We start from the raw sequence: 20,688 nt of genomic DNA on the forward strand, positions 1-20,688 counted from the left end.
GCGCCATGGCGATGCCAGCCGCAGCCGTTCACTCAACCGCCAGATCGACCCACACCAGCCGATGACGGGACGCGGCGCGGGCGACCTCGGCCATGGGGTCCCCCGGCGCAGGCCAGAACACCCCGGCATCCAGCACGGTGAGATCGGGCGAGGGCAGCACCACATCCACCCGCATGTTGCCCGGCCGGCCCGGCTCGTCGCCCCATTCGGCGGTGTCCAGCGCCGGGTCGCCCCGCTGCGTGGCATTGGCGCCGGTCTGGGGCGCCAGCCGCCCGCCCTCGCTGGCGGGGCGCGGGTCCTGCACGCGGGTCAGCAGCGCCGCCATCGCCTGACGCCGCCCCTCGCCGTCCACGGGGTCCAAGTTGGTATTCCCGATCAGCACGAAGCGCCCCTTTGGCAGGTGGTCCAGCCAGAACGCGGCCTCGTCGTGGTTGCGCCGGGCGTTGCGGTCGCCGCGGCCGAACACCGGCGGCGTCGCCGCCCAGGCCAGCAGCGTCAGCGGCCGCTCCCCCGCCAGCACCGGCAGCTGCCAATGCGCGGTGGTGGACAGGCGCTGCGCCGCCGCGACCTCTGCCGGGGCCGGAGGCATCAGGTTGCCCGGCAGGTCGCGCCACAGCAGCACCGAATGGTCCGTGACCTCACCCAGAGGCAGCCGCGACAGCAGCGCCATGCCCTTCTGCCCGGAAAACTGCCCGAAACCCTGCGCATCGTCGGGACTGCCCAGCCGGCCGTCGCCGTCCAGGTCGAGCCCGGTCGCCATGCCGCGGTTGGGGCGGCTGGCGTGGCGGTGGGGATAGTCCACCCCCGCATCCGCCAGCAGCGCGGCAAAACCGGACAGCGCCGCGCCCTCATGGTCCCAGTCGAAACCGGTCAGCAGCAGCACATCGGGCGCGACCGCGGCGATCACCTGCACCGCGGCGGCGACCTGCGCATCCTTGCCCGAGGTGATGTCGCGCAACAAAAGCCCCGGCCCCTCGCGCGAGAGGTCGGGGGAAAACGTCGCGATCCGCAGCCGCTCGGCCAGCGCCGGCCCGGTGGCCAGCGCCAGCCACAGGGCCAGCGCAGCCCCAAGGCGCAAGCCTAGACCCAGGGCTGCGATTGCGCAATGCGGGTCTCGTAGGCCTCGATCGCGGGGGCTTTCTCCATGGTCAGCCCGATATCGTCCAGCCCGTTCAGCAGACAGTGCTTGCGGTGCGGGTCGATGTCGAAGCGATAGGCGGTGCCGTCGGCGCCGGTCACGGTCTGCGATTCCAGATCCACGGTCAGCCGCGCATTGGCACCGTTTTCCGCGTCCTTCATCAGCGCCTCGACCGCCTCGGCCGGCAGCACGATGGGCAGGATGCCGTTCTTGAAGCAGTTGTTATAGAAGATGTCCGCGAAGCTGGTCGAGATCACCGCCCGGATCCCGTAGTCCAGCAGCGCCCAGGGCGCATGTTCGCGCGACGAGCCGCAGCCGAAGTTGTCGCCGGCGACGATGATCTGCGAGTCGCGCCACGCCGGCTTGTTCAGCACGAAATCGGGGTTCTCGGTGCCGTCGGGGAAATAGCGCATCTCGTCGAACAGGTTCTTCCCCAGCCCGGAACGATGGATCGTCTTCAGGAACTGCTTGGGAATGATCATGTCGGTGTCGATGTTGACCAGCGGCATGGGCGCCGCGATGCCGGTCAGGGTGGTGAACTTGTCCATGTCTTCGCTCCGGGAAAATCGACTGCCGCGGCTTGCCCAGCGACAGGTTGGCCGGCGGCGGGGCCGCGGGCCGGTGTTTCGGTTGTGGCGGCCGTCAGGGTCGCCCGATGCGGCGCATCGCCATCCCCGCCATCAGCAGCGCGGTGCCGACCACGATCAGCTCGACCGCCAGCAGCACCCCCAGCGCCACCGCGCTGGCCTCGGGCAGGCGGAACAGGATGTAGAGCCCCAGCCCCAGCGAGATCAGCGCCGACAGCACCATGGTCCACATCATCTGGCTGCCGCGATACTCGGTCGCCGCCAGATACAGCCGCGACGCCCCCGAGACGAGGAACAGCGCCCCCACCACGATGGTCAGCGAGATCATCCCCTCCAGCGGGCGGGCCAGCATCCAGACCCCCAGCACCAGGTTCAGCAGGCTGAGCAGCCCGAACCAGCCGCGGTTGGGCAGGGTGCCGTCGGAAAACGCCGCCCACAGCCCCAGCGCGCCGCTGACCACGAAGGCCCAGCCGACGAAGATCGCCACCGCCAGCGAGGCGGGCAGCGGGAATGCCAGGGCGATGATGCCCCCGATCAGGGCCACGACGCCCGCGATGATCAGTGCCGTGCTGCCTTTCATTGCGCCATCCTTTCGGGTTGGGGCCCGGCGGCCCCGTGGCCGCGCGGGCGGGGACAAGGGCTTATGCGGTGGCCGGAGCCTCGGCCAGAATCTCGCGCACATCGACCAGATGCCCGGCGATGCCCGCGGCGGCGGCCATGACCGGCGACATCAGATGCGTGCGCCCGCCGCGGCCCATCCGGCCCTCGAAGTTGCGGTTCGAGGTGGCGGCGCAGCGTTCACCCGGCGCCAGCTGGTCGGGGTTCATCCCCAGGCACATCGAACAACCGGCCAGCCGCCAGTCGAAGCCCGCGTCGATGAACACGCGGTCCAGCCCCTCTTCCTCGGCCTGCATCCGCACCAGGCCCGAGCCGGGCACCACCATCCCGCGCACGCCCGGCGCCAGATGCTTGCCGCGCAGCAGCTCGGCGGCGGCGCGCAGGTCCTCGATGCGGCCGTTGGTGCAGGATCCGATGAACACCGCGTCGACCTTGATGTCGGTCAGCTTCATGCCCGGGGTCAGCCCCATGTAGTCGAGGCTGCGGCGCGCGGCCTCGACCTTGCCGCCCTCGAAATCCTCGGGGGCGGGAACGGTGCCGCCGATCGGCAGCACGTCCTCGGGCGAGGTGCCCCAGGTCACCACCGGCTCGATATCCTCGCCGCGGATAGTGACCACCTTGTCCCAATGCGCGCCTTCGTCGGAAAACAGGGTCTTCCACCAGGACAGCGCCGCTTCCCACGCGGCGCCTTTCGGCGCGTGCGGGCGGCCCTTGACGTATTCAAAGGTCTTTTCGTCGGGCGCGATCAGCCCGGCGCGGGCGCCGCCCTCGATCGCCATGTTGCAGACGGTCATGCGGCCTTCCATCGACAGCTCGCGGATCGCCTGCCCGCAGTATTCGATGACATGGCCGGTGCCGCCGGCGGTGCCGGTCTTGCCGATCACGGCGAGCGTAATGTCCTTGGCGGTCACGCCGGGGCGCAGGCGCCCGGTGATTTCCACCTTCATGTTTTTCGACTTCTTCTGGATCAGCGTCTGGGTGGCCAGCACGTGCTCCACCTCGGACGTGCCGATGCCATGCGCCAGCGCACCAAAGGCGCCATGGGTGGCGGTGTGGCTGTCGCCGCAGACCACGGTCATCCCGGGCAGGGTCCAGCCCTGTTCGGGGCCGACGATATGGACGATCCCCTGACGGATGTCGTTCATCGGATAGTAGTTCACCCCGAACTCGCGGGCGTTCTTGTCCAGCTCGGCGACCTGGGCGCGGCCCTCGGGGTTCTCGATCCCGTCCACGCGGTCGGCGGTGGTGGGCACGTTGTGGTCAGGGACGGCGATGGTCTTTTCCGGCGCGCGCACCTTGCGGCCGGTCATGCGCAGCCCCTCGAACGCCTGCGGGCTGGTGACCTCGTGCACGAGGTGGCGGTCGATATACAGCAGGCAGGTGCCGTCGGGCTGGCGGTCGACGACATGGGCGTCGAAGATCTTGTCGTAAAGCGTGCGGGGGCCGCTTTGGGTCGGGGTGCCGGTCATGGCTGTCTCTTTCGGAAAGATGGCATAAGGCGCGGGAACACGGAAAACACGTCTTGAGGCGCCGCAGCAGGCGGCGCGCAGGCACGGCCGTTCACAGTCGCGCGGTCACCGTCCGGCAAAGGCCGTAGAACCGGCCGGGCAGGCGGGCGCGATCGGATATGTCGAAAAACCGGATCATTCCGTCTAGATACCCCCTTGACGCCCCGTCCTGCAAGGGGTTGGCCCCTGCGCAGGGCCCCTCGGGGCCAGCCAAGCCCGCCCTGCCCGGCAATTTCCGCCGCCCCTCGCAGGAATCTGCGTCGCGGTGGTTGAGAACGGGCGTTCCCGTGCTATCTTTGTCCCATCCCGGCGCCGGGGACATGCGGCGCGCTGACCGGAGGAAGTCCCCTGTCCACCACCCACCCGCGGGCCGACACGCCGGCCGCGACCGCCTCGGACGGCAGCGACCAGCTGCTTGCCCGCATTCTCGCCTCGCTTGAGGACGACAAGGCCGAGGATATCGTCACCATCGACCTGCGCGGGCGTTCCGCAATGGCGGACCATATGGTCATCGCCTCGGGGCGCAGCTCGCGGCAGGTGGCATCCATCGCCGACAAGCTGGTCGAGCGGCTGAAGGCCCAGACCGGCCACGGCGCCCGGATCGAGGGCAAGGACACCGGCGACTGGGTGCTGATCGACACCGACGACGTGATCGTCCACGTGTTCCGCCCCGAAGTGCGCGAGTTCTACCAGCTGGAAAAGATGTGGATGCCGGCCGATGCGCTGGCCAGCCTGCGCGACGACGCAGCCCGCGACGGGGCGGGCCACACGCTGGCGCAGTAAGCCCCGCGGGATGCTGCGGGTCCGTATCGCTGCGGTGGGCCGGCTGCCGGCCCGCGCCCCCGAATCGCCGCTGATCGCGGATTACCTGACCCGTTTTGCGCAAACCGGCCGCCCGCTGGGGCTGGGCCCGGCCGACATCGCCGAGGTCGAGGACCGGCGCGGTGGCGGCAAGGCCGCCGAGGCCGCGCTGCTGTCCCGCCAGATCCCCACGGGCGCGGCGGTGATCGCACTGGACGAACGCGGCCGGCAGTTCACCTCGCCGGAGTTCGCCGCCCTGCTGGCGCGGCTGCGCGACGACGGACAGTCGGACGCGGTGTTCCTGATCGGCGGCGCCGACGGTCTGGACGCCAGCCTGCGCGAGCGCGCCGCGCACAGCCTGTCTTTCGGCGCAATGGTCTGGCCGCATATGCTGGTGCGGGTGATGCTGGCCGAACAGCTTTACCGCGCCGCCACCATCCTCGCCGGCGCTCCCTATCACCGCGCCTGACGCGCGTTCAGCACTCGGAAAAATCGAACCCGTCGATGATCTCGACCGCCTCGTCGGCGGTTTCGACGAAATGGATCAACTCCAGGTCCTCGGGGCTGATGGTCCCGGCCGCGGCCAGCGCCTGCCAGTTGATGATTTCTTGCCAGAACGCGCCGCCGAACAGCAGGAACGGCACCCGCCGCATCCGCCCGGTCTGGATCAGGGTCAGCGCCTCGAACATCTCGTCCATCGTGCCGAAGCCGCCGGGGAAAACGGTGATCACCTTGGCCCGCATCAGGAAATGCATCTTGCGGATGGCGAAATAGTGGAAGTTGAAGCACAGGTCCGGCGTCACGAAGCTGTTCGGCGCCTGTTCGTGTGGCAGCACGATGGACAGGCCGATGGAATGGCCGCCCGCCTCGTGCGCGCCCTTGTTGCCGGCCTCCATCACGCCGGGGCCGCCGCCGGTGCAGATCACCCATTCCCGCCCATAGGTGGCCAGGCTGCGCTGGGTCATCAGGCCGGCGAAACGCTCGGCCTCGGTGTAATAGCACGACAGCGCGCCCAGCCGCGGCGTGGCAGCAGTCTCGGCCTGTTCGGGGGCCGGGATGCGGGCGCCGCCGAACATCACCACCGTCGATTGCACGCCCCGCTCGTCCAGCACCATCTGCGGCTTGAGCAGTTCCAGCTGCAGCCGCACCGGGCGCAGTTCCTCGCGCAGCAGGAACTCGGTATCGGTGAACGCCAGCCGATAGGCGGGCGCGCGGGTCTGCGGCGTGTCCGGGGTGCGGCGCGTGACCCGCACGTCCTGGTAGCTGTCGCGGAACGCGTGGCTGCGATCGTCTTCTGGCGTCATCGGACCCTCATCACCCGGCGCGTCAAGATTGCGCCCCCTTGCCCCCCCGCTTATAGCCCGAAGCTGACAGTTTCCACCCGAGGGATGAAGGAGCCGCCATGTCCTATGCAGCATTAGAGACCGCCATCGAGGCCGCCTGGGACGCGCGCGATTCGATTTCCCCCGCCACCACCGGCGAGACCCGCGACGCGATCGAGGGCACGCTGGAGGCGCTGGACCGGGGCGAGCTGCGGGTGGCCGAAAAGCGCGGCGCCGACTGGCACGTGAACCAATGGGCGAAAAAGGCGGTGCTGCTGGGCTTTCGGCTCAAGGACATGGAGTTCCATTCCGGCGGCCCGCAGGGCGGCGGCTGGTGGGACAAGGTGGACAGCAAGTTCGCCGGCTGGGACGCTGCCCGCTGGGCTCAGGCCGGTTTCCGGGCAGTGCCGAACTGCGTGGTGCGCCGCTCGGCCCATATCGGGCGCGGCGTGGTGCTGATGCCGTCCTTCGTGAACCTCGGCGCCTATGTGGACGAGGGCACGATGGTCGACACCTGGGCCACCGTCGGGTCCTGCGCGCAGATCGGCAAGCGCGTGCATCTGTCGGGCGGTGTCGGCATCGGCGGGGTGCTGGAGCCGATGCAGGCCGGCCCCACCATCATCGAGGACGACTGCTTCATCGGCGCCCGGTCCGAGGTGGTCGAGGGGGTGATCGTGCGCGAGGGTTCGGTGCTGGGCATGGGCGTGTTCATCGGGCAGTCCACCAAGATCCTCGACCGCGAGACCGGAGAGGTGATGTATGGCGAGGTGCCGGCCGGCTCCGTCGTCGTCGCCGGCTCGATGCCGTCGAAGAACGGCGTGCATCTGTATTGCGCGGTGATCGTCAAGCGGGTGGACGCCAAGACCCGCTCGAAAACCTCGATCAACGAGCTGCTGCGCGACTGATCCGAGGGACGGACGGCGGGCCGTTCCGGCCCCTTCAGCGCGGGCGGCCCTGCCCGCCCGACCCGCCGCGCCGGGCGATCTCAGCCACGCGCATCACCGCCTGCGCACCGACCAAAAACAACGCGCCGCGCAAGGGACCCTTGCGCGGCGCGTTCCGGTTTGCGGGGGCAGAGAACTCACGCCTCGCGCGACCAGCCCTCATACCATTTCTCGAACAGCTCCAGCTGCGCCTTGGCGAAGCCCTTCTGGCTGTCGGACAGCGCGTCGGTTTCGTTGAAATGCAGCTCGAACTCGGGGTGGCCCTTGAGCACCATCAGATATTTGTAGAACAGCACCAGATCGGCGCCCTCGTCAAAGCGCGACAGCACCTTCATCGCCTCGTCCAGTTCCTGCGCGCGGCGGCGGGCCACCACGTCGCCGGCGGCGGCCTGCTTGCACAGCCGCACCAGATGCAGCGAAGCCTCGGGCAGGACGCAGCCGATGCCGGTGATCGCGCCCGCCGCCCCGCAGCGGAGGAAGCCGTGGAAGGTGCAGGTATCGACACCCACCACCAGCATGGCGTCGTCGTCGCGGCTGGTGATGTGCTCGGCGGCGTAATCCATCGCCGCCGCCCCGCCGAATTCCTTGAAGCCGACCAGGTTCGGGTGTTCGCGGCGCAGCGCAAAGAACAGCTCGGCCCCGGTCGAATAGCCGTACCACGGGCTGTTGTAGATCACCGCCGGCAGATCCGGCGCGGCCGCGAGGATCGCCTTGAAATGGTTGCGCTGCGCGTCGACCGCGGTGCTGCGCGACAGCAGCCGCGGGATCACCATCAGCCCGTGCGCCCCCACTTTCTGCGCATGGGCGGCGTGGGCCACCGCGGTGGCGGTGTTCACCGCGCCGGTGCCGACCACGACCGGCACCCCGGCCGCGACCAGCCGGGCCACGCCCTCCATCCGCTGGGCGTCGGTCAGCAGCGGCCAGTCGCCCATCGAGCCGCAATAGACCACCGCCGACATGCCGGCGTCGATCAGCCGCCGCCCGGTGCGCACCAGCGCATCGTAATCGGGGGTGCGGTCGCTGGTGCAGGGGGTCATCAGCGCGGGGATGCAACCTGCGAAGATCTGGGCGTTCATCGTGGACTCCTGGGCTGGACGGGTGGGGACGGGGCGCGAATCGCTGGACGTTGGCCTTGGTTATACAGTTTGTATTTTATTTGTCGACAGAATCCGGCCGAGCCTACAGCGCGCCCCTACAGTTCGATATGCCGGCGCCGGTCCTGCGCGATCAGCCGCTGCAGCTTCTGCACGATCTGGTCGGCGTGCTGCGTCGCCAGCTGGTCGGCGCGGGCGATGTCGCGCGCCTCAACGGCGGCGATGATGTCCTCATGCTCCTCGACATAGCGGCGCGGCAGCTGGTCGTTGAACGAGGAATAATAGATGCGCAGCAGCCGCCGCCCTTCGTCCAGCAGGCGGCTGAACATGCCGGTGTAATAGCTGTTGCGCCCGGCCGCGGCGATGGCGGCATGGAAGTCGCGGTTGACCGAGATCATCGCCGCCGCATCCTGCGCCGCCACCGCGCGGGCGAAATCGTCCTGCAGCGCGCGGATCCGGGCCAGGTCCTGCGGGGTGCGGTTTTCCGCCGCCAGCCGCGTGGTCACCCGGTACATCAGCGTCAGCGCGTCGAAATAGCTGGGCAGGTCCAGAAAGTCGATGTTGGATACCACAGTCGAGCGGTTGGGCAGCGTCGTCACCAGCCCCTCGCCCGCCAGCCGCACCAGCGCCTCGCGGATGGGGGTGCGCGACATCGACAGCCGCTCGGCCAGCTGGTTCTCGTCGATCGGGCTGCCGGGCGGCAGCGCCAGGTTGAGGATGTCGTCGCGCAGCACCTGATAGACGAACTGCACGCCTTCGCCGCGTTTGCGCTCGGTCCTCACTGTGGTGTCCTTTGCCATCTTGCCGCCTATCTTGCGCCCCAGCTGTCGGTCAGCCGATACCCTTGCGGCCACGGGTCCGAAGGGTCCAGCATGTGCTGGTGGATGCCGGTGATCCAGCCGCGTCCGGAAATCTCGGGCAGGATCGCCGGGGTCCCGGCCAGATCGGTGGTGCCGAGGATCCGCCCGGTGAAGGTCGAGCCGATCAGCGACACCGTGGTCAGCCGCTCCTCCAGCCCCATCTGCCCGCGCGCGTGCAGCAGCGCCATGCGCGCCGACAGCGCCGTGCCGGTGGGCGAGCGGTCCACCTTGCCCGGCTGGATCGCCACCGCCGCCCCGGCGCGCAGCCCGTTTTCGTCGCGGGTGACCGCCCCGGCGAACAGGCAGAAGGAGAAATGCCGCCAGTCGGGCAGCGTCGGGTGGCGGAACTGCAGCGCCGCATTGGCGGCGTTGGTGATGCGCACGCCCAGCCGCGCAATGTCATGGGCCTCGGACGCGTCCAGCCGCAGGCCCATGGCGGCGGCGTCCACTACCACGAAACTGTCGCCGCCGAATGCGGTATCGACGGTCAGCGTGCCCAGCCCTTCGACCTCGAGGCTGCGGTCCAGCTCGGCCGCGAAACTGGGCAGGTTCTGCACGAAAATGCGTTCGGCCTTGCCGTCGCGACACTCGGCGCGGACCCGGACGAGGCCGCCGGGCGCCTCCAGCACCAGCCGGGTTTCGGGTTCCTGCATCTCCACCAGCCCGCCGTCCAGCAGCACCGTCGCCACGCAGATCGAGTTCGACCCCGACATCGGCGGCGTGTCCTCGGGCTCCATGATGATGAAGGCGGCGTCGGCGTCGGGGTGTTTGGGCGGCACCAGCAGGTTGACGTGCCGAAACACCCCGCCGCGGGGCTCGTTCAGGACGAAGTTGCGCAAGCTGCCGTCGCGGGCGATCCAGCGGGACTGGTCCCAGATCGTGTCACCGGGGGGCGGCAGCACCCCGCCGACGATGACATCGCCGACCTCGCCCTCGGCATGGGCGGAAATCACGTGGATGGTGCGGGTGCTGCGCATGGGTCTATCCTAGCCAATGGGGTCTGCCGGGGGGGTGCCCGGTCAGCGCCGCGGCGACGCAATCGGCCATGCTGCCGAAACGCAGCGGGCGGCCGGACAGTCCGGGGCCGTAATGGGCGTATTTGCCGGAATTGGTCATCACCGCGGTCGCCTGCGGCGGGAACACCGGCTCGGTGATCGAGCACCAGCAGAGATCGGGGATCACCTGCACCCCGCTTTCCTTGAGCCGCGCCAGAGTGCCGTCGCGGTCGAGTTCCGCGATCACCGCCCGCCCGGCGGTGACGATCAGCGGGATGGCGACGGGGCGGTTGTCGAGCAATGCCGCCAGCTTGCGGCTCTCGACGGGCGAGATATGCGGGCTGCCGATGGCGACCAGATCGACCGGGGTGCCGGTGGTGGCGCGGGACCGAGGCTCTGCCTCGGGCTCCGGGATATTTTCATGATGAAGAAATTGCTGGTTGAGTTCGTCCCATGCGGCGGCAAGCTCGGCGGTGGTGATGCGACGGCGGGTCGCCTGGGGCAGCGGCGGGCGCGTGGCCTCGGGGGTCACGCCCTCGACATGCAGCATGGGTGCGGCCGAGGTGGTGCCGAAGGCGGCGCAAAGCGCCTTGAGGTCGTCGGGCGACGGGTTCAGCCCCCCGACGCCCCGGATCAGCGGGATCGCGGCGGGCGCGGCCGAGCCCGCGACATGGCCCAGCAGCGGCCAGAAGGAATCGTCGGGGTCCGCAGGTGGCTCGACCTCCAGCACCAGTTCCGGGCGGCGGGAGTCGTCCAGATAGACCCCGGCCAGCGGCGCGCGGCCGGTCACCGCCATGCACAAATCCAGATAATCGGGGTGTTTCGGGGTCCGCGCCCCCAGCACCGAATTGGCATAGACCACCGCGTTCGATTCCGCCCAGGCGATGTCCTCGCCGGCCTGCGGGCGGTCGGTCAGCAGATAGGGCGCGCAGGTGAAGCTGGGCCGGCAGCCCATGCGCACATAGGCGTCCGCGAGGCGCGAGGCGCGGGCGCCGAAATCCGGGTCCACCCCCTGCGCTTGCCAGTGCTCGCGGTCCACGGAAATCGCGTTGATGGTGGTCGGCACCCGCACCTGCGCGCCGAGGTCCGCCATCTTTTCGGCAAAGATCAGGTTCGCCGGGTGAGCGAGGATGCAGCCGTCGATATGGCCGCGGCTGATGTCGGTCAGCGCCGCCGCCCCCTGCTGCCGGGCCATGGCGCAGATGATCCGCATCGCCAGCGCCGCCGCCGCGCCGTCGCGCCCGGCAAGCATGGCGCGGTCGTCCTCGGTCAGCGCCAGCGCGTGCTCGGGCGGGTCCACGATGGGGATGCGCAGGCCCTCGCCGGTGATCGCGTCGTCCCCGATCCGCAGGCGAGGCTGAGCGGCGAGGCGGGCGAAGTCGGCAGCCGAGACCCGCAGCACCGGCAGCGCGCGGCCAAACATCTCGGCCCCGATCAGCGCGCCAAGGGTCAGGATGTCCTCGGGCTCCGAAAAGATCAGCGCCGCCGGGGCGCGCCCGTTCAGCATCAGGTCCAGCATCACTCCGGAGCCCGAACACGACCCCCGGCTGGTCGGCATCAGCACCACCGCCCCCGCCAGATCCGCCCCATGCGCCGGGTGATGCGCGTCGATCACGCGCGCGGTGGCCGGATCGACCCCGCCCCAGAAGCTGAGCCCCTGGTCCATGGCCAGCACCGGCCCTTCGGCCAGCCCCGGCAGGATGCGGGTCGCGGTCATTTCACCACGAACCCATGCGCATAAGGATCGCGGTCGTCGATAAAGATGGTGTTGATGCCGGTCTGCCGCGCCCAGCCCCCGATCGAGGGGATGATCGCCGGCCGCCCGGCGACCTCGGCTGCCGCCTCGACCCGGCCCTTGAAGATCGAGCCGATGATGGATTCGTGCCAGAACTCGTCCCCGACCGCCAATTTGCCCTTGGCCGCCCATTGCGCCATGCGGGCCGAGGTGCCGGTGCCGCAGGGCGAGCGGTCGATGGCCTTTTCGCCATAGAACACCGCGTTGCGGGCGTGCGCCCCGGGTTGCGTCGGCGCGCCGGTCCACAGGATATGCGACAGCCCGTTGATGCGGGCATCCTCGGGGTGGATGAACTCGTATTTCGCGTTCAGCGCCGCGCGCAGCAACGGCGACCAGCCGACCAGTTGGCCTGCGGTATGGTCGGCGATGTCGCGGAAGTTCTTCTGCGGGTCGACGATGGCATAGAAATTGCCGCCATAGGCCACGTCCACCACGATCTCGCCCAGGCCCGGGACCTCGGCCGTCAGCCCCTCGGCATGGAGGAAACCGGGGACGTTGGTCAGCCGCACCTCCTCGACGAAGCGGCCCTCCTGGCGATAGGTGATGTCGACCTTGCCGGCGGGGGTCTCGATCGACAGCCGCCCGGGCTCGCGCGGGGTGATCAACCCGTTCTCGATCCCCATCGTAATCGTGCCGATGGTGCCGTGGCCGCACATCGGCAGGCAGCCCGAGGTCTCGATGAACAGCACCGCCACGTCGCAATCGGGCCGCGTCGGCGGGTAGAGGATGGAGCCCGACATCATGTCGTGCCCGCGCGGCTCATACATCAGCCCAGTGCGGATCCAGTCGAACTCGCGCAGGAAATGCGCCCGCTTTTCCAGCATGTCCACGCCGATCAGCCGCGGCCCGCCGCCGGAAACCAGCCGCACCGGATTGCCGCAGGTGTGCCCGTCGATGCAGGAAAACGTGTGGTTTGCCATGGTCAGAACCTTGTCGAGGAAAACGGGGCCAGCGGGATCGGCGGGGCGGCGCCGGTCACCAGATCGGCGACCAGCCGCGCGGTGCCGGGCGATTGCGTCAGCCCCAGATGGCCGTGGCCAAAGGCATAGGTGACGCGCGGACTGGCGCGCGAGGGGCCGATCACCGGCAGGCTGTCGGGCAGCGAGGGGCGGAAGCCCATCCATTGCACGCCGCCCTGCGGGTCCAGCCCGGGCAGGAAGGCCTGCGCCTTTTTCAGCATCGCCTCGGCCCGGCGGAAATTGGGCGCCAGTTCCAACCCGCCCAGCTCGACGGCGCCGCCGACGCGGATGCCGCTGGACAGGCGCGACACCACGAAGCCATGGCCGCCAAAGGTCACCTGCGTGCGCAGGTCGAACGCCCCCAGCGGCAGCGTGGTGTTATAGCCGCGCTCAGTTTCCAGCGGGATTTTCTCACCCAGGGACCGCGCGATGCGGTGGGAATGGGCGCCCGCCGCCAGCACCACATGGCCCGCGCGCCAGCCATGGTCCAACGCGACGCCATCGGCAGCGGGGGACAGCGCCGTGACCTCGGCCCGCTCGATCCTTCCGCCGCCGGCGCGGAAACGTTCTGCCAGCGCCAGCACATAGTCGCGGGGGTCGCTGATCGAATACCACTCGGGGGTAAAAGTGCCCTTGACGAAACGCGGCGACAAGCCCGGTTGCAGCTCGGCCATCTCTTCCGCGTCCATGTGGCGAAAGGCGATGCCGTGGCGGGTGCGGGCCTCCCAGCCGGGCAGCGAGGCGCGGAACTCGGCCTCGGATTCATACACCTGCAAGTTGCCGTCGCGGCGCAGCATGGGCATTGTGCCGGTGGCCGCAAGGAACGGCTCCAGCTCGGCCTTGGACAGGTCCATCAGCGCCGTCTGCGCCACGGTCGAGCCCTCGACCCGCGCCGGCGAACAGGCCCGCCAGAAGCGGAACATCCACGGCGCGATCTTCAGCGCATAGGCCGGCTTTACGGTCAGCGGCCCCAGCGGGTCCAGGAGCCAGCGCGGCGCTTTCCGCAGGATTCCGGGCGAGGCCAGCGGCAGGATGTCGGTGAACGCGAACGCCCCGGCATTGCCGGCCGATGCGCCCGCCGCCGGCCCCTCGCGGTCCAGCACCACCACGTCCAGCCCCCGCATCTGCATGGCCAGCGCTGCGGACAGCCCCACGACGCCGGCACCGACGACGATCACATCCGGCTGCGCCATCTTATGCCGTCGCCGCCAGGAACTTCTGCAGGTCCGGGCTTTTCGGGGCGCCGAACAGCTCGGCCGGCGGGGCGATTTCCGCCATCACCCCCTGATGGAAGAACGCCACCCGGTCCGACACCTCGCGCGCGAACTTCATCTCGTGCGTGACGCAGATCATCGTCATCCCTTCCGAGGCGAGCAGCCGCAGCGTGTCCAGCACCTCGCCCACCAGCATCGGGTCCAGCGCCGAGGTTACCTCGTCGAACAGCATGTATTTGGGCGACATCGCCAGCGCCCGGGCGATCGCCATGCGCTGCTGCTGGCCGCCTGACAGCCGCGAGGGATAGACCGACAGCTTGTCGCCCAAGCCCACGTGTTCCAGCTGCTTGACGGCCATCGCCTCGGCCTCGGGCTTGCTCATCCCCTTGACCTTGCGGGGGGCGAGCATGACGTTTTCCAGCACCGTCAGATGCGGAAACGCGTTCCATTGCTGAAACACGATGCCGATCTTCTGGCGCAGCTTGTTCAGGTCGGTGCTGCGGGCGTGAACCTCGGTCCCGTCCACCAGGATGCGGCCGGAATCTATCGGCTCCAGCCCGTTGATGCAGGTCAGCAGCGTGGATTTGCCCGACCCCGAGCCGCCGATGATGGTCAGCACCTCGCCGTTCTGCACGGTCAGGTCGATCCCCTTGAGCACCTCGAGCGCGCCGAAGGATTTGCGGACATTCTGGATCTCAATCATGGGTCCACCGTTTTTCAAGGTATCCGCCCAGCCGCGCGACGGGGAAGCTGATAAGGAAATAGAAGGCGCCGCAGATCATCAGCAGCAGCAGCGGTTCCTGCAGCCTTGTGATCAGGATCTGCGTGGATTTCAGCAGCTCGGTCACCTGCACGACATAGACCAGCGCCGAATCCTTCATCACCCCCAGCGACAGGCCGATCCAGGACGGCAGCCCCACCCGGATCGCCAGCGGCAGCACGATGTTGGTCATGTCCTGCCGCCAGCTCAGCCCCAGCGAGCGCGCGGCGCGGCGCACCGGCTGCGGCACCGATTCGATGGCGCCCCGCACGATTTCCGCGCAATAGGCCGAGGTATACAGCGTCAGCACGATGCAGGCGACGGTCAGCCCCGACAGCCCCAGCCGCAGCACCATCCCCAGAAAGGCGTTGGCCAGCACCAGCTGGATCAGCAGCGGGATCGAGCGGAACACGTCCAGCACGAAGGTCAGCGGCGCGGCGATCACCGGCCCGACCTGATAGCGGAAGATGCCAAAGACGATCCCCAGCACCGTCCCGAAGAACACGGCGATCAGGGTGACGAAGATCGTCATCCCCGCCCCCTTGGCGAGAAAGATCAGGTCGTTGGCCGACAATGCGGTATCGAACATCCCTGCCCCCTCTCAGTAACGGAACATGCGGCGCGCGAGCAGCCGCGCGCCAAGCTGGATGACCTTGGTGATCAGGTAAAAGATCACGGCGGCGACGGCGAACAGCTCGAAGGTGCGGAAGGTCAGCGCGTTCAGGTCCTGCGTGACCCCGTAAAGATCGGTGTTCATGCCGACCGTGACCCCCAGCGAGGTCATCAGGATCGCCCAGACCATCTGGTTGGTCATCGGCAGAAAGGAAATCCGCAGCATCTGCGGCATCACGATAAAGCGGAACGCCTGCAGCTCGGACAGCCCCAGCGAGCGCCCGGCCCGCGCCTGCGTGTCCGGGATGGCCTTCAGCGCGCCGCGGAAGTTTTCCGCCAGATAGCCCGCGTTGTTGAAGGTGATCCCCAGCAGCAGCGAGGTCCAGGGGCTGAAATGGATGCCGAAGCTCGCGACGCCGAAATGCGCCATGTAGATCTGGAACAGCGCCGGGGTGTTGCGGGCGATTTCCACCCAGCTTGTGGCGATCCCCGACAGGATGCGGCTGCCCGACAGCCGGAACAGCGTCAGCACCACCGCCAGCGCGATCCCGATCGCCATCGACAGCAGCGCCACCTGCATGGTGACCACCGCGCCGTCGAGCATCTGCGGAAGCCGGGCCAGCGCCTGCTTCCACTGGAAGGTATAGTTGAACATGACCGCCTTGCCTTGGATGAGGGTTCGGCGGCGCGACCCCAGCCGCGCCGCCGGATCAGGCGGGGCGCGTCAGCGATAGACGCCCTTGATGGTCAGGTCGGCCGGTTCGCCCTCGCCCACCCACTTGGCGTAAAGCTCGGCATAGCGGCCGGTGCGGACCTGCTGGTTGATGAACAGGTTCAGATAGTCAATCAGCCCGTGTTCGCTGCGCAGCGCGATCAGCGCCACGTAGTCGGGCACCATCGGCGCCTTGTCCACGATGCGGATGCCGGGGAAGTTGCCGGATTTCACGTTGGCCTCGGCCACCTCGACGGTCGAGACGGTGGCGTCCAGCTGCCCCTGGCTCAGCGCCAGGAACACGTCGGCCTGGTTCTGGTAGGGACGGAACTGGCCCTCGCCCCATTCCTTGACCTGGCCTTCCAGCCAGATCGCCTCATAGGTGCCGGCAGTGGCGCCCACGGTCTTGCCCTTCATGCCTTCCCAGTCGGCCATCTCGACCTTGTCGTTGGCGACCACGGCGTTTTCAAAGGCGTAATAGGGGATCGAGAAGCCGACGGTCTTGGCCCGCTCGAGCGTGTCCGAGGTCGAGGCGACGCCGATGTCCACCTGCCCCGACACCAGCGCGGGGATGCGCTCGGGGAAGGTGGTCTCGACGATCTCGGCCTGGACCCCCAGCGCCGCGGCCAGGTCATTGCAGTAGTCCACGTCGAAGCCGATCGGCTGGTTGTTGGCGTCGCGCGACCCCATCGGCGGGAAGTCCAGCACCACCGCGCAGCGCAGCTTGCCCGAGGCGATGATGTCGTCGAGCTTGTCGGCCAGCGCCGGCGCGGCCATCGAGACGGTGGCGACCGCGGCCGCAATGATCGAGGCGAATTTCATGTCGTTCTCCACTCCCTTACCAGATCCGGTTCTCCATCGGCCGAATCCATGGGTTTTTATTGCCCCTCGCCCGCCACAAATCAATGATAAATACACGCTGTATGCAAAACCGTCGCAGGGTCGCTGCCAGCGCCCCCATGGGCAGCGCCGCGGCTGCGGCAGCGTCGCATGGGTATTTCCGCCAGAAAGAAGCCCCTTCGCCCCGAACCGGCGCGGGGGTTTCTTTCTGGTCCAAATACCCATGCGGCCGCGACGCAGGGTCGCGGCCGCAGAAACGGGCGCAGCGTGGCTCAGGCCAGGTCTTCGGGCAGGATCGCCTCGGGCAGGTTCTGGTAGCTGACCGGGCGCAGGAAGCGGCGGATCGACATGGTGCCGACCGAGGTTGCGCCGAAGTTGGTCGAGGCCGGATAGGGGCCGCCGTGGACCATGGCGTCGCAGACCTCGACCCCGGTCGGGAACCCGTTGGCCAGCACCCGCCCGGCCTTGCGCTCCAGCACCGGCAGCAGCTGCCGCGCCAGCCCGGCGTCGCCTGCGTCCATGTGCAGCGTCGCGGTCAGCTGCCCGTTCAGGCTGCGGGCGATGCGCAGCATCTCGTCCTCGTCCCGGGCGGTGACCAGCAGGCCCAGCGGGCCGAACACCTCTTCGCCCAGGTCGTGATTGCCCAGCCAGTCCTCGCCCGAGACCACGAACAGGTTCGGGGTGGCGTTGCGCTGGTCGCACATCGAGGTCAGCGCCTCGCGCACGCCCTGGCTGGCGGCGATGCGTTCGCGGCCGCGGCGATAGGCGGCGGCGATGCCCTGGGTCAGCATCACCTGCGCGCCGACCTGGGCCAGCGCCTCGCGCATCGGGGCAAGGATGGCGTCGGCCTGATCCTGCAGCACCACGGCGATGCCGGGGTTGGTGCAGAACTGCCCCGCGCCCATGGTCAGGCTGCCGGCCCAGCCGCGGGCGATCTCGTCGCCGCGCGCGGCCACTGCCTGCGGCAGCAGGAACATCGGGTTCACGCTGCCCAGCTCGCCGAAGAACGGGATCGGGTCGGGGCGCTGCGCACACAGGTCGAACAGCGCCCGGCCCCCGGCGAGGCTGCCGGTGAAGCCCACGGCACGGATCAGCGGGTGCTGGACCAGCGCCCGCCCGACTTCGAGCCCGCCATCGTGGACCATGCTGAACACGCCCGGGTGCAACCCCAGCCGCTGGCGGGCGGCGTCCACCGCCTCGGCCACGATCTCGCTGGTGCCGGGGTGGGCGGGGTGGCCCTTGACCACCACCGGGCAGCCCGCGGCCAGCGCCGCCGCGGTGTCGCCGCCCGCGACCGAGAACGCCAGCGGAAAGTTCGAGGCCCCGAACACCGCCACCGGCCCGATCGGGCGCTGCATCAGGCGGATGTCGGGGCGCGGCAGCGGCTGGCGGTCGGGCAGCGCCGGGTCGTGGCGGCGGTCCAGGTAATCGCCCTTGCGGATATGCTCGGCGAACAGCCGCAGCTGGCCGGTGGTGCGGCCGCGCTCGCCCTGCAGCCGCGCCTCGGGCAGGCCGGATTCCTGCGTGGCGATTTCGGTGATCGCGTCGGCGCGGGCCTCGATTTCCTCGGCGATGGCGTCAAGGAAGCGGGCGCGGTCCTCGCGCGAGGAATAGCCATAGTCCCAGAACGCCGCCTCGGCCGCCTGGCAGGCGCGATCCACCAGATCGGGGTTGCCGCTGCTGAACTCATGCGCCGGCCCATGCGCCGGGTCCGAACGGAAGCGCGGCTCGGCGCCGATCCATTCGCCGGCGATCAGGTGTTTTCCATGCGGGGTGAAATGCGGGTTCGGGGACATTCGGGCGGGGTCTCCTGGTCATGCGCGTTGTCGGCATTGCATACATAATGTATGCATTCGGTACAACGACAGATGCAGCCAACCTGGGGAACAAGATGACCGGCACCATGACCATCGACCAGCTGACCGCCGAGGTCGAGCGGATCTTTCGGGCCGCGGGCGCGTCCGATCTGCAGGCGCGCACCGTGGCCGAGGTGATCGTCGCGGGCGAGCGCGACGGCTGCGCCTCGCACGGGATCTACCGGATCGAGGGCTGCCTGCGCACCATCGAGGCCGGCAAGGTCGACGTGACCGCCACGCCGGAGCTGGACGACGACGGCAGCGCCGTCATCCGGGTGCGCGCGAACGGCGCCTATTCGGTGGCCGGGCTGGCGGTCGGGCTGCCGGCGCTGGCCGAACGCGCGCGCCAGCTGGGGCTGGCGGCGCTGGTCATCAACGACTGCACGCATTTCTCGGCGCTGTGGCCCGAGGTCGAGCAGATCACCGCGATGGGGCTGGCGGGCATCGCCATGTGCCCCAGCTATGCCACGGTGGCGCCCGCGGGCGGATCCAAGCCGCTGCTGGGCACCAACCCGCTTGCCTTCGGCTGGCCGCGCCCCGGCGGGCGGCCCTATGTGTTCGATTTCGCGACTTCGTTCATGGCGCGGGGCGACGTGGAACTGCACCGCATCGCGGGAAAACCCCTGCCCGAGGGCTGCGCCGTGGACCGCGACGGCAACCCTACCACCGACCCGCAGGCAGCGCTGGACGGCGCGATGCTGCCCTTTGGCGGGCACAAGGGCTCGGCCATCTCGACGATGATCGAGCTGCTGGCGGGGGCGATGATCGGCGACATGACCAGTGCCGAGGCACTGGACTATCTGGGCACCACCACCCTGGCGCCGAAACATGGCGAGCTGCTGCTGGCCTTCTGCCCCGAGCGTTTCGCCGCCGGCCGCGCCGATCCCTTCGCCCGGGCCGAGACGCTGCTGGAGGCCATCGTCGGCCAGGGCGCCCGCCTGCCCTCGCAGCGCCGCTTTGCCGCCCGCGCGCAGGCCGAGGCCGAGGGCATCGAACTCAGCCCCGAGCAGATGCAGATGCTGGCGCGGATGCGCGAGCGGGTGGGGCTGGCGGGCTGAGCCCCATTGCACTGTGGGACCGGGGCTCTGCCCCCGGGCCGCTGCCGCGGCCTTGTTCGCTGAAAACAGTCCACCGGACTGTTTTCCGGGCGCTCACAAGCCCCGGGATATTTATCAACCGCCCGAAGGGGATGGAGCCGATCCGGGCGGTACAGGCTTCAGCCCTTGAAGTAATCCGGCTTGCCGGTGGTCCAGGTCTCGCCCCAGTGCTGGCCGCCGCCGTCCACGGTCAGCACCTCGCCGGTGACGAAGTTGCCCGAGGGGCCGCCCAGATAGGCGCAGGCCTCGGCGATGTCCCAGGCGGTGCCGACCCGCATCATCGGGTTCGAGCGGGCATAGGTGGCGCGGACCTCGGGGGTGTAGACGTTCCAGCCGTCGGTTTCGACCGCGCCGGGGGCTATGCAGTTCACCCGCAGCCCGTATTGCGCCCATTCCACCGCCACCGCGCGGGTCAGCCCGATCACCCCGGACCGCGCGGCGATGGAATGGGCGATACCGTGCAGCCCGCCCGTGGTCACCACCACGATGTTGATGATGTTGCCCGGGCGGCCGGCGTCGCGCCATTTCTGCGCCGCCGCCTGCATCATGTGCCAGCTGCCGTTCAGGTTGGTGTCGATCACCGCGTTCCAGCCGCCGGGGCTGATGTCGATCGCCGCCTGCGGGAACTGGCCGCCGGCGCTGTTGACCAGAATATCCACCGGGCGCCCGGCCCAGACCCGGTTCCAGAACGCATCGACCGATTCGCGGTCGCGCACGTTCAGCACGTCGCCGCTGGCACGATGACCGGCGTCGCGCAGCGCCGCGACCAGCGCGTCGATCTTGTCCTGCTTGCGGCCGGTGACGATGACCTCGGCCCCCATGCGCGCGTAAAGCCAGGCCACCGCCCGCCCGATCCCGCCCGCGCCGCCCGAGACCACCGCCACCTGCCCCGCCAGCGCATCCGGCGCGAACACCGTAGGCTGCGTGGCCAGCTGGGCGTCGGTCAGACCAAAGGTGGTCGCTTCGTCAGTCACGG

General features: G+C 69.2%; 21 protein-coding genes. 4 read left to right on the forward strand and 17 right to left on the reverse strand.

All coding sequences use genetic code 11. The annotated features are described in order from the left end of the window. Positions 1-28: 28 nt before the first annotated feature. The 4 genes from RSP45_RS08120 to leuC all read right to left on the reverse strand — a co-directional run bounded on the left by RSP45_RS08120 (position 29) and on the right by leuC (position 3,812). The gene (locus tag RSP45_RS08120; protein WP_415393946.1) at positions 29-1,078 is read right to left on the reverse strand and encodes an endonuclease/exonuclease/phosphatase family protein; all 1,050 of its coding nucleotides are present in this window, start codon (positions 1,076-1,078) and stop codon (positions 29-31) included. Between the two features lie 2 nt (positions 1,079-1,080). Next, positions 1,081-1,686 carry a 3-isopropylmalate dehydratase small subunit gene (gene leuD, locus RSP45_RS08125; RefSeq protein WP_415393947.1) on the reverse strand — a complete coding sequence of 202 codons (606 nt, stop codon included), beginning with the start codon at positions 1,684-1,686 and terminating at the stop codon, positions 1,081-1,083. A gap of 94 nt (positions 1,687-1,780) precedes the next feature. Further along, the gene (locus RSP45_RS08130; protein ID WP_303731506.1) at positions 1,781-2,305 is read right to left on the reverse strand and encodes an HdeD family acid-resistance protein; all 525 of its coding nucleotides are present in this window, start codon (positions 2,303-2,305) and stop codon (positions 1,781-1,783) included. A 61-nt stretch (positions 2,306-2,366) separates the two neighbouring features. Next, a complete protein-coding gene (gene leuC / locus RSP45_RS08135) occupies positions 2,367-3,812 on the reverse strand; it encodes a 3-isopropylmalate dehydratase large subunit (protein ID WP_415393948.1) in 1,446 nt (481 codons plus the stop codon). A 387-nt stretch (positions 3,813-4,199) separates the two neighbouring features. Here leuC and rsfS point away from each other — a divergent pair, with 387 nt between their 5' ends. Both rsfS and rlmH read left to right on the forward strand, forming a co-directional pair. Then, positions 4,200-4,634: a ribosome silencing factor gene (rsfS, locus tag RSP45_RS08140; RefSeq protein WP_415394023.1), complete on the forward strand. Its 435-nt coding sequence runs from the start codon at positions 4,200-4,202 to the stop codon at positions 4,632-4,634. A 10-nt stretch (positions 4,635-4,644) separates the two neighbouring features. Then, a complete protein-coding gene (gene rlmH / locus RSP45_RS08145; protein ID WP_415393949.1) occupies positions 4,645-5,121 on the forward strand; it encodes a 23S rRNA (pseudouridine(1915)-N(3))-methyltransferase RlmH in 477 nt (158 codons plus the stop codon). 7 nt (positions 5,122-5,128) lie between these two features. On the opposite strand, the gene RSP45_RS08150 is transcribed toward rlmH, so the two are convergent. Continuing rightward, a complete protein-coding gene (locus RSP45_RS08150) occupies positions 5,129-5,956 on the reverse strand; it encodes an LOG family protein (protein WP_415393950.1) in 828 nt (275 codons plus the stop codon). Positions 5,957-6,054: 98 nt separating this feature from the next. On the opposite strand from RSP45_RS08150, the gene dapD reads away from it, so the two are divergent. After that, positions 6,055-6,879 (forward strand): 2,3,4,5-tetrahydropyridine-2,6-dicarboxylate N-succinyltransferase, encoded by an 825-nt coding sequence (gene dapD / locus RSP45_RS08155; protein ID WP_415393951.1) that lies wholly within the window; start codon positions 6,055-6,057, stop codon positions 6,877-6,879. Between the two features lie 176 nt (positions 6,880-7,055). Here dapD and RSP45_RS08160 read toward each other — a convergent pair whose 3' ends face one another. The 11 genes from RSP45_RS08160 to RSP45_RS08210 all read right to left on the reverse strand — a co-directional run bounded on the left by RSP45_RS08160 (position 7,056) and on the right by RSP45_RS08210 (position 18,555). Further along, positions 7,056-7,994, reverse strand: a complete 939-nt coding sequence (locus RSP45_RS08160) for a dihydrodipicolinate synthase family protein (RefSeq protein WP_415393952.1) — start codon at positions 7,992-7,994, stop codon at positions 7,056-7,058. 116 nt (positions 7,995-8,110) lie between these two features. Continuing rightward, the gene (locus RSP45_RS08165; RefSeq protein WP_415393953.1) at positions 8,111-8,812 is read right to left on the reverse strand and encodes a GntR family transcriptional regulator; all 702 of its coding nucleotides are present in this window, start codon (positions 8,810-8,812) and stop codon (positions 8,111-8,113) included. Between the two features lie 8 nt (positions 8,813-8,820). Continuing rightward, positions 8,821-9,849 (reverse strand): trans-3-hydroxy-L-proline dehydratase, encoded by a 1,029-nt coding sequence (locus tag RSP45_RS08170; RefSeq protein ID WP_415393954.1) that lies wholly within the window; start codon positions 9,847-9,849, stop codon positions 8,821-8,823. A gap of 4 nt (positions 9,850-9,853) precedes the next feature. Beyond that, on the reverse strand, positions 9,854-11,584 hold the full coding sequence (locus RSP45_RS08175) for an aconitase X (protein ID WP_415393955.1): 1,731 nt from the start codon (positions 11,582-11,584) through the stop codon (positions 9,854-9,856). Continuing rightward, complete coding sequence (locus RSP45_RS08180; RefSeq protein WP_415393956.1) at positions 11,581-12,582, reverse strand: 4-hydroxyproline epimerase; 1,002 nt, start codon at positions 12,580-12,582, stop codon at positions 11,581-11,583. Before RSP45_RS08180 ends, RSP45_RS08175 begins: the two co-directional genes overlap by 4 nt. A 2-nt stretch (positions 12,583-12,584) precedes the next feature. Further along, positions 12,585-13,814, reverse strand: coding sequence for an NAD(P)/FAD-dependent oxidoreductase (locus RSP45_RS08185; RefSeq protein ID WP_415393957.1), 1,230 nt, complete (start codon positions 13,812-13,814; stop codon positions 12,585-12,587). Position 13,815: 1 nt separating this feature from the next. After that, positions 13,816-14,538, reverse strand: coding sequence for an amino acid ABC transporter ATP-binding protein (locus RSP45_RS08190; protein WP_324331651.1), 723 nt, complete (start codon positions 14,536-14,538; stop codon positions 13,816-13,818). Continuing rightward, positions 14,531-15,184, reverse strand: a complete 654-nt coding sequence (locus RSP45_RS08195) for an amino acid ABC transporter permease (protein ID WP_073061732.1) — start codon at positions 15,182-15,184, stop codon at positions 14,531-14,533. The genes RSP45_RS08190 and RSP45_RS08195 overlap by 8 nt, the downstream gene beginning before the upstream one ends. 12 nt (positions 15,185-15,196) lie before the next feature. Beyond that, the gene (locus tag RSP45_RS08200) at positions 15,197-15,862 is read right to left on the reverse strand and encodes an amino acid ABC transporter permease (RefSeq protein WP_073061735.1); all 666 of its coding nucleotides are present in this window, start codon (positions 15,860-15,862) and stop codon (positions 15,197-15,199) included. Between the two features lie 69 nt (positions 15,863-15,931). Next, entirely contained in the window at positions 15,932-16,741 is an 810-nt protein-coding gene (locus RSP45_RS08205) for a transporter substrate-binding domain-containing protein (protein WP_415393958.1), read from the reverse strand. A 290-nt stretch (positions 16,742-17,031) separates the two neighbouring features. Continuing rightward, complete coding sequence (locus RSP45_RS08210; RefSeq protein WP_415393959.1) at positions 17,032-18,555, reverse strand: aldehyde dehydrogenase (NADP(+)); 1,524 nt, start codon at positions 18,553-18,555, stop codon at positions 17,032-17,034. Positions 18,556-18,650: 95 nt separating this feature from the next. Here RSP45_RS08210 and RSP45_RS08215 point away from each other — a divergent pair, with 95 nt between their 5' ends. Further along, positions 18,651-19,673: an Ldh family oxidoreductase gene (locus RSP45_RS08215; protein ID WP_415393960.1), complete on the forward strand. Its 1,023-nt coding sequence runs from the start codon at positions 18,651-18,653 to the stop codon at positions 19,671-19,673. A gap of 158 nt (positions 19,674-19,831) precedes the next feature. Here RSP45_RS08215 and RSP45_RS08220 read toward each other — a convergent pair whose 3' ends face one another. Beyond that, positions 19,832-20,686, reverse strand: a complete 855-nt coding sequence (locus RSP45_RS08220) for an SDR family NAD(P)-dependent oxidoreductase (protein WP_415393961.1) — start codon at positions 20,684-20,686, stop codon at positions 19,832-19,834. Positions 20,687-20,688 lie beyond the last annotated feature (2 nt).

Source organism: Paracoccus sp. SJTW-4 (genome assembly GCF_047716885.1).
GTDB classification, from domain to species: Bacteria; Pseudomonadota; Alphaproteobacteria; order Rhodobacterales; family Rhodobacteraceae; genus Paracoccus; species Paracoccus solventivorans.

Bases quoted from the DNA above. Each gene is read 5' to 3' on its own strand.
- leuD (WP_415393947.1), bottom strand. From the start codon at position 1,686: ATGGACAAGTTCACCACCCTGACCGGCATCGCGGCGCCCATGCCGCTG.
- RSP45_RS08130 (WP_303731506.1), bottom strand. From the start codon at position 2,305: ATGAAAGGCAGCACGGCACTGATCATCGCGGGCGTCGTGGCCCTGATC.
- leuC (WP_415393948.1), bottom strand. From the start codon at position 3,812: ATGACCGGCACCCCGACCCAAAGCGGCCCCCGCACGCTTTACGACAAG.
- rlmH (WP_415393949.1), top strand. From the start codon at position 4,645: ATGCTGCGGGTCCGTATCGCTGCGGTGGGCCGGCTGCCGGCCCGCGCC.
- RSP45_RS08150 (WP_415393950.1), bottom strand. From the start codon at position 5,956: ATGACGCCAGAAGACGATCGCAGCCACGCGTTCCGCGACAGCTACCAG.
- dapD (WP_415393951.1), top strand. From the start codon at position 6,055: ATGTCCTATGCAGCATTAGAGACCGCCATCGAGGCCGCCTGGGACGCG.
- RSP45_RS08160 (WP_415393952.1), bottom strand. From the start codon at position 7,994: ATGAACGCCCAGATCTTCGCAGGTTGCATCCCCGCGCTGATGACCCCC.
- RSP45_RS08165 (WP_415393953.1), bottom strand. From the start codon at position 8,812: ATGGCAAAGGACACCACAGTGAGGACCGAGCGCAAACGCGGCGAAGGC.
- RSP45_RS08170 (WP_415393954.1), bottom strand. From the start codon at position 9,849: ATGCGCAGCACCCGCACCATCCACGTGATTTCCGCCCATGCCGAGGGC.
- RSP45_RS08175 (WP_415393955.1), bottom strand. From the start codon at position 11,584: ATGACCGCGACCCGCATCCTGCCGGGGCTGGCCGAAGGGCCGGTGCTG.
- RSP45_RS08180 (WP_415393956.1), bottom strand. From the start codon at position 12,582: ATGGCAAACCACACGTTTTCCTGCATCGACGGGCACACCTGCGGCAAT.
- RSP45_RS08185 (WP_415393957.1), bottom strand. From the start codon at position 13,814: ATGGCGCAGCCGGATGTGATCGTCGTCGGTGCCGGCGTCGTGGGGCTG.
- RSP45_RS08190 (WP_324331651.1), bottom strand. From the start codon at position 14,538: ATGATTGAGATCCAGAATGTCCGCAAATCCTTCGGCGCGCTCGAGGTG.
- RSP45_RS08195 (WP_073061732.1), bottom strand. From the start codon at position 15,184: ATGTTCGATACCGCATTGTCGGCCAACGACCTGATCTTTCTCGCCAAG.
- RSP45_RS08200 (WP_073061735.1), bottom strand. From the start codon at position 15,862: ATGTTCAACTATACCTTCCAGTGGAAGCAGGCGCTGGCCCGGCTTCCG.
- RSP45_RS08205 (WP_415393958.1), bottom strand. From the start codon at position 16,741: ATGAAATTCGCCTCGATCATTGCGGCCGCGGTCGCCACCGTCTCGATG.
- RSP45_RS08210 (WP_415393959.1), bottom strand. From the start codon at position 18,555: ATGTCCCCGAACCCGCATTTCACCCCGCATGGAAAACACCTGATCGCC.
- RSP45_RS08215 (WP_415393960.1), top strand. From the start codon at position 18,651: ATGACCGGCACCATGACCATCGACCAGCTGACCGCCGAGGTCGAGCGG.